The sequence below is a fragment of the Pectobacterium sp. S5 genome (assembly GCF_051707265.1).
GTDB classification, from domain to species: Bacteria; Pseudomonadota; Gammaproteobacteria; order Enterobacterales; family Enterobacteriaceae; genus Pectobacterium; species Pectobacterium polare.
Genome location: NZ_JAULSZ010000012.1, coordinates 1 through 6,817 on the forward strand (window position 1 = coordinate 1; position 6,817 = coordinate 6,817).

The 6,817-nt window shown below is 48.7% G+C and carries 6 protein-coding genes, 2 tRNA genes and 1 pseudogene; 2 read left to right on the plus strand and 7 right to left on the minus strand.

The window, feature by feature from the left end:
- Window positions 1–126 (plus strand): annotated as a pseudogene (locus tag QWJ20_RS21730) (IS4 family transposase); the annotation flags it as partial.
- 43 nt (window positions 127–169) lie between these two features.
- Here QWJ20_RS21730 and QWJ20_RS21735 read toward each other — a convergent pair.
- Entirely contained in the window at window positions 170–508 is a 339-nt protein-coding gene (locus QWJ20_RS21735; protein ID WP_010283921.1) for a DUF413 domain-containing protein, read from the minus strand.
- Between the two features lie 120 nt (window positions 509–628).
- On the opposite strand from QWJ20_RS21735, the gene hdfR reads away from it, so the two are divergent.
- Entirely contained in the window at window positions 629–1,456 is an 828-nt protein-coding gene (gene hdfR / locus QWJ20_RS21740; protein ID WP_039487968.1) for an HTH-type transcriptional regulator HdfR, read from the plus strand.
- 21 nt (window positions 1,457–1,477) lie between these two features.
- On the opposite strand, the gene yjfF is transcribed toward hdfR, so the two are convergent.
- From yjfF to QWJ20_RS21770, 6 genes are all read right to left on the minus strand, one after another.
- Complete coding sequence (gene yjfF / locus QWJ20_RS21745; RefSeq protein ID WP_095700899.1) at window positions 1,478–2,440, minus strand: galactofuranose ABC transporter, permease protein YjfF; 963 nt, start codon at window positions 2,438–2,440, stop codon at window positions 1,478–1,480.
- Window positions 2,440–3,450 carry a galactofuranose ABC transporter, ATP-binding protein YtfT gene (ytfT, locus tag QWJ20_RS21750; protein ID WP_433993423.1) on the minus strand — a complete coding sequence of 337 codons (1,011 nt, stop codon included), beginning with the start codon at window positions 3,448–3,450 and terminating at the stop codon, window positions 2,440–2,442. Before ytfT ends, yjfF begins: the two co-directional genes overlap by 1 nt.
- Complete coding sequence (gene ytfR, locus QWJ20_RS21755) at window positions 3,437–4,957, minus strand: galactofuranose ABC transporter, ATP-binding protein YtfR (RefSeq protein WP_433993424.1); 1,521 nt, start codon at window positions 4,955–4,957, stop codon at window positions 3,437–3,439. Before ytfR ends, ytfT begins: the two co-directional genes overlap by 14 nt.
- Before the next feature lie 190 nt (window positions 4,958–5,147).
- Entirely contained in the window at window positions 5,148–6,104 is a 957-nt protein-coding gene (ytfQ, locus tag QWJ20_RS21760) for a galactofuranose ABC transporter, galactofuranose-binding protein YtfQ (protein ID WP_433993425.1), read from the minus strand.
- A gap of 440 nt (window positions 6,105–6,544) precedes the next feature.
- Window positions 6,545–6,620, minus strand: a tRNA-Trp gene (locus QWJ20_RS21765).
- Between the two features lie 54 nt (window positions 6,621–6,674).
- Window positions 6,675–6,751 (minus strand) — tRNA-Asp (locus QWJ20_RS21770).
- Window positions 6,752–6,817: the final 66 nt, after the last annotated feature.

The window sequence follows — 6,817 nt, forward strand, 5'->3', positions numbered from 1 at the left end:
TTGTCGTATCTGACATTGAGTGAAAATGTCATCCGTCAATCACCGAGGATCCTGTCGGGGATGAACCCCGACAGGGTATACGACGATATGGCGAGAGCCTATCGAAACATCATCATGGTGTATTGATGATGTTTCTGGGGATCTCTCAGGGCTAACGCCCCATTCTTAATTAATCATCGCTTTCAGTGTATTCTTCCACTGCATCCATCTGCGGCTTACCACCAGACAACGTATGGAAGCGTTTAGGACGACGGATACGATCCAGATATTTGGACCAGATTTTTTCCAGTTCCGTTTCCGCTTTACGTTCGCCGCGGCACATTGCGACAAACGATGTCTCTTCCTCAGTCACTGGTTCACGTTTACCTAAATCCAGCTCGTTAAACGCGTAACCGTGGCGCTCCAACAGTTGTGCTTCTTTAATCGTAAAGTCGCCATGTCGGGAAAAACCACGCGGGTAGAACTTGTTATCAAAAAAACGATTAGTGGTAGAGAAGCTTTCTGCCATCTTACACGCTCCTAATTCTTCTATGGTCGTGTTGTTTATGGCGCGGAGTATTAGATAGGCTTGACATTGTGTAAAACAAAACATTTAAATCATTACGACAAAATTTTTTTGGAGATGGGCGTGGATACCGAATTACTAAAAACCTTTCTGGAAGTCAGCAGGACAAGACACTTTGGCCGTGCCGCCGAATCCCTGTATCTCACGCAGTCAGCGGTGAGTTTTCGGATTCGCCAGTTAGAGACGCAGCTTGGTGCCAACCTGTTCACGCGCCATCGGAACAACATACGCCTGACCCCCGCCGGCGAACGGCTTCTGCCCTATGCGGAAAGTCTTATCGGTACCTGGCAGATCGCTAAAAAAGAAGTCGCACGCTCGCAGCAACACAGCCTGCTTTCGGTGGGGGCAACCGCGTCGCTCTGGGAAGCCTATTTGACTCCCTGGTTACAATCGCTGTACCAACAGCGTCCGCTGCTCCAGCTAGAAGCGCGCATTGCCTTACGCCACTCGCTGGTAAAACAACTCCATGAGCGCCAGTTGGATCTGTTGATTACGACCGAACAGCCAAAAATGGAAGAATTGGCAAGCCAGCTGCTGGGCAATTTCTCCCTTTCGCTGTTTGCAGCAGAAGCGCACCCACCCGGACAGGAACTGCCTTATATAAAATTGGAGTGGGGCGCAGACTTTCATCAGCAGGAACACCGCCTATTAACCAGCGATCAGCTTCCTGTTTTGACAACAACGTCGGCCCAGTTGACCCGCCAACTGCTTGAAACAACTGGCGGCTGCGCGTTTTTACCCAGCCATTGGTTACAAACCTATTCTAACCTGCGGATAGTCGGCGACAGCCAGCCCGTCGTGCGCCCGTTTTATGCCGTTTGGTTACAAAACAGCGATCAGCAGACGATGATTCGTCAGTTGCTGAAAACGCCTATTGTGATTAATCCATGACTGATTTTGCTCGCAACCAACTTAAGCACGTCTGGCTAACCAGAATGTGCTTAACGCTTTCTGTAACCCAATAAAAGCAAACAGCAGGAAGCCAATGACGATTTTTGTCCACCATGAGCTCAAGGTGCCATCAAACGTGATATACGTTTGAATCAGGCCCTGAATCAGTACGCCAAATAGGGTTCCCAATACGGTTCCGACACCGCCGGTCAGTAGTGTGCCACCAATCACGACTGCTGCGATGGCATCCAATTCCACACCGCTTGCCGCCAGGGCATAACCCGCTGAGGTATAGAGCGAAAAAACAATGCCTGACAACACCGCTAACGTACTGGAAAGCATGTAGATATGAATCGTCGTCCGCCTGACGGGCACCCCCATCAGTTCCGCTGAATAGCTGCTACCACCAATCGCATAAACACGGTTACCGAAACGGGTTCGATGCGCTATAACAATCCCCAACAGCACCACAATCAACATCACTAGCGCCAGAAAGGTAAACCGTCCCCCATCCGGCATGCGCCATGCTAAACCCGCCAGTTGGCTATAGACCGGATGATCGATTGGAATCGACTCTTGTGAGACGATAAAGCTCATTCCTCGGACAAAGAACATCCCCGCCAGCGTGATAATAAAGGCAGGCAATTTGAGCGTATCGATAATCCATCCCATCAACCCGCCAAACATTGCACCCATCACCAGCGCTATTGCGAACGCAAAGAAAGGATCAATGCCATACGTACCGATCAATTTGGCCAGTAACACACCGGTAAATGCAATGACTGACCCTACAGAGAGATCGATCCCGCCAGACAGGATGACAAACGTCATCCCAACCGCCACGATCCCTAGAAAAGCGTTATCCGTCAGTAAATCAAAGAAAACTCGCGTCGAAGCAAAGCCGGGAAACTGGCTGAGACAGAATAAATAGCCAGCAATAAAGACCAGAATCGTCATCAACAGGGGGAAGTGGCGTTTCAACATTATGTTTTCCTCCTGAACAGGTGGTGCAACGAAATACGCGGGGATTGCATAACCAAAACCAGCAGAACGACGAGTGCCTTCAGAACCAGGTTGAATTCCGGGCGATAGCCAGACAGCAGGATGCCGGTATTCATACTCTGAATAATCAAGGCACCGACGACAGAGAGCAGCAAATTAAAGCGCCCCCCAAGTAGCGAACCACCACCGATCACCACAGCCAAAATCGCGTCTAATTCCAGCCAGAGGCCCGCGTTGTTCGCATCCGCCCCGCGGATGTCCGCCGTCACGATAACGCCCGCTACGGCCGCACACACGCCGCATATGACATAAGCTGCGACCAATACCAGTTTCGTACTCACGCCAGCGTTACGAGCCGATCGCAAATTAATACCGACAGATTCGATAAATAGCCCAAGCGCCGTTTTACGCGTCAAAATCCACAACGCCAGCAGCATCATGCAGGCAATAATCACTGGCATGGGGAGATAGAATAGGGTTCCGCTGCCCAGCTTAGCCAACCCGGCGTTATCAAACGTGATAATTTGACCTTCGGTAATCAGCTGAGCAATACCCCGCCCGGCAACCATCAGCATCAACGTCGCCACAATCGGCTGAATCTGTAACACCGCAACCAGAAAGCCGTTCCATAGCCCACACAGTGCGCCAACCAATAGCGCAACCAGCAATACAGAAGGAAGCGGATGCCCAGCAGCAGTCAGCGTTGCGGCCGTCGCGCCTGCAATCGCCATTACCGCGCCAACCGATAAATCGATTCCGCCGGTTGCAATCACTAACGTCATACCTAATGCCAGCAGCGCAACGGGCGCACCGCGGTTAAGGATGTCGATAAGGCTACCGAACAAGCGCCCATCCTGAATGTGGAGGGAGAAGAAGTTGGGTGCGACCATGCTATCAATCAGCAAGATGGCAACGAGCGCCAGAAGCTGTGGCACCCCTTTGGTGAACGTTAGGCGGACTTTTTTGGCAGGTTTGACGTTATTGTCTGTCATCAGCTGCTCCCGTTTGTACTGCGATTGCCTGCATCACTGCGGCAACCGAGATCTCATTATGTTCAAGATGCGCAACATGCTGCCTGTCACGCAGCACAATGATACGATCCGCATAACCCGTCAGTTCTTCCAATTCAGAAGAGATCACGAGTAACGCCATCCCCTGTTCACACAATTTTTCGATTAAGCGAATGATTTCAGCATGCGCACCAACATCGATTCCTCGCGTTGGCTCATCCAAAATCAAGAAGCGCGGTTCTGTTGCCAGCCAGCGCGATAGCAGGACTTTTTGCTGATTTCCACCCGATAAATACTGAATTTCCTGCTCTGGACTGGGCGTACGAATCCCTAATAGGCTGATAAATTTTTCAGCGATACGGGTTTGTTCACGTAAGGAAATAGGCTTCAACCAGCCGCGCTGCGCCTGAAGTGCCAGAATGATGTTCTCTCGTACCGTTGCCGCACCGACAATGCCGTCAGTCTTGCGATCCTCAGGGCAATAGCCAAAGCCGAGCTTTCCTGCCGCACGCGGCGTGCGAATGCTGACTTGTTTGCCATCAACCCTTGCTTCACCGGCATCAGGCACGTTAATACCAAATATCAGCTGCGCGGTTTCTGTCCGACCGGAACCCAGTAGACCAGCAAGGCCAACGATTTCTCCCGGACGCACGGAAAGCTCGAAGTCATTAATCGAGCCACGCCGACCATAGTGTTTAAACTGCACGATGGGCTCACCCGAGACATCACTGTGCTCACCACGTTTCAGTAACGTTTCATCAAAACTGTGCCCCAGCATCATTTGGACTAATTCAATACGTGGTAATTCTGCGGCAGGCAATGTTCCAACTAGCCGTCCATTACGTAAAACAGTAATTCTGCCGCTAATGCGGTAAACCTGATCCAGAAAGTGCGTCACAAATATCATACCGATTCCGCGATCGCGCAACTTCCGCAATATATCCAGCAGCATATCGACTTCTTTGGCATCAAGGCTTGCGGTCGGTTCATCAAGAATTAAAACTTTAGCGGAAAGATCGATAGCTCTGGCAATCGCTACAATTTGCTGAACCGCGATGGAATAATTACCAAGTGGATGGCTAACATCGATCGTCAGTCCATAATTCAATAAGAGGGCTTCGGCCTGACGCAGGATTTTATGTTGATCCACGATTCCCCAGCGAGTGGGCTCACGGCCAATAAATAGATTTGCCGCAACGGACAGGTTAGGTAATAGATTGACCTCCTGATAGACCGTACCAATACCCAATGACTGAGCATGGGCCGTATTGACAGGATTAATCGCGATACCATCGAGGATAATTTCACCCGCTGAGCGCTGGTAAACGCCAGTCAATGCCTTAATCAACGTCGACTTCCCTGCGCCATTCTCTCCTAATAGCGCCACTATTTCGCCGCGATTAAGCGTGAAATCTACCTGATCTAATGCTTTTACCCCCGGAAACTCAACGCTCATGCCCCGAATATCTAACAACCGTGTCGTTTCCATCAGCATCACCTATGCGACAACTTAACAAGGCTACATCACACCTGAGAAATATTATGGTAAGTAGGCTGACAATATTCACTGTCCCGTGATTAAACGGTACAGAAAACATCGCAAGACCACTTTCCCATATTCATATTTCTGCCAGGTATTTAGCAAAATTTATATCAATGATAAATCCACAATATAAATATCAATAACCAAGATCTTTCTTGGTTTCATATTCCTGTTTTGCCGTGTCAGGCAGTAATAAACGTGATTCGGTTTGAATGAATTTCTCAGGCTGTTTCCCATCATTCTTCATCGCCAATAAAGCATCAAAAGCAGGCCCAGCCATATTAGGTGTTAATTCAACGGTGGCATTAGCTTCGCCATTCATCATAGCTTTGAAAATATCAGGGACACCATCAATGGAGACAACTTTTATTTGTGAACCAGGTTTCAGGCCAGCTTCTTTAATTGCCTGAATGGCGCCTATAGCCATATCATCATTATGTGCATAAACCGCACAGATATTTTTTCCGTTCTGCTCAGCTTTAATAAAGCTTTCCATGACCTCTTTACCCTTACTGCGAGTAAAGTCTCCCGACTGTGAGCGAATAATTTTTATCTGTGGATCTGAAGCTATACCGTCAGCAAACCCTTTCTTACGGTTTATCGCAACGCTAGCGCCAACCGTTCCCTGTAATTCAACAACATTACAAGGTTTTCCAGCGGCTTCTTTCACAAGCCACTCCCCTGCCACTTTTCCTTCATAGACGCTATCAGAGGCGATAGCTGCGGTATACAACGATGGATCGCTTACCTCAATCGTTCTATCAAGCAAGAACACTGGGATTTTTGCTTCTTTAGCTTCCTGTAAGACCGGTGCCCAACCAGTAGCAACGACTGGTGCAATAAATATGGCATCGACACCCTGAGCGATGAACGACCGTACAGCCTTAATCTGATTCTCCTGCTTCTGCTGGGCATCAGCTATTTTTAACGTTATCCCACGCTTCTCGGCTTCCTGCTTTGACACTTTCGTTTCCGCAGAGCGCCATCCTGATTCTGAACCAATCTGGGAAAACCCAACCGTTAAGGGTTTTGCCTGTACGGCACCACATAACGCCGTGCTTACAGCAACAGCTACCAGTAAACGTCTGTACATACTTAAACTCCTTCTGTGTAGTCTTACAGCTACTTAGTCAGATTTCAGGTACAGCATAGCGCTACGAATTTCTGCTATAGCGCTATCGATATGATGTTGGCAGATACAACTAACAAGTGAATGCAACCTGAAGGATCGCTTTGAAAAACAATTACCCCTTCACTCAGGTTGTAGATAGTTTTAGTTCAAATATCGAACAAGATGAATGAGCAAGTTCACAACCTGGTATTACGGTGATTTTGTGCATATTTACAGCTAAATCAGCACGATCTGTCAGCAGTACATCAGCGAATTTTATCTATTAAATAACAACACGTTAGATTAATTAGGTATCCAGAGGGCAGAAATAACGGAGAAATTGGAAAGAGGAGTACAAGACAGGATCGAGCATAAAGTACAGATCAAAAAAAACCCTTCACGATAACGTGAAGGGTTTTATTTGGCAGGGGCGGAGAGACTCGAACTCGCGACACCCGGTTTTGGAGACCGGTGCTCTACCAACTGAGCTACGCCCCTAAATTACGCTTAACATTATGCCTGCTAAATTTAGCAGGCATAATTTTCAATAAGTGGCGGAACGGACGGGGCTCGAACCCGCGACCCCCTGCGTGACAGGCAGGTATTCTAACCAACTGAACTACCGCTCCACCGAATTTCTCTACAACCACCAGATCGCTCCGGCTTACTGCTTAATTTGATGCCTGGCAGTTCCC

Excerpts from the sequence above, each read along its gene's own strand:
- ytfT (WP_433993423.1), bottom strand. The coding sequence starts at position 3,450 with ATGACAGACAATAACGTCAAACCTGCCAAAAAAGTCCGCCTAACGTTC.
- ytfR (WP_433993424.1), bottom strand. The coding sequence starts at position 4,957 with ATGGAAACGACACGGTTGTTAGATATTCGGGGCATGAGCGTTGAGTTT.
- ytfQ (WP_433993425.1), bottom strand. The coding sequence starts at position 6,104 with ATGTACAGACGTTTACTGGTAGCTGTTGCTGTAAGCACGGCGTTATGT.
- QWJ20_RS21735 (WP_010283921.1), bottom strand. The coding sequence starts at position 508 with ATGGCAGAAAGCTTCTCTACCACTAATCGTTTTTTTGATAACAAGTTC.
- yjfF (WP_095700899.1), bottom strand. The coding sequence starts at position 2,440 with ATGTTGAAACGCCACTTCCCCCTGTTGATGACGATTCTGGTCTTTATT.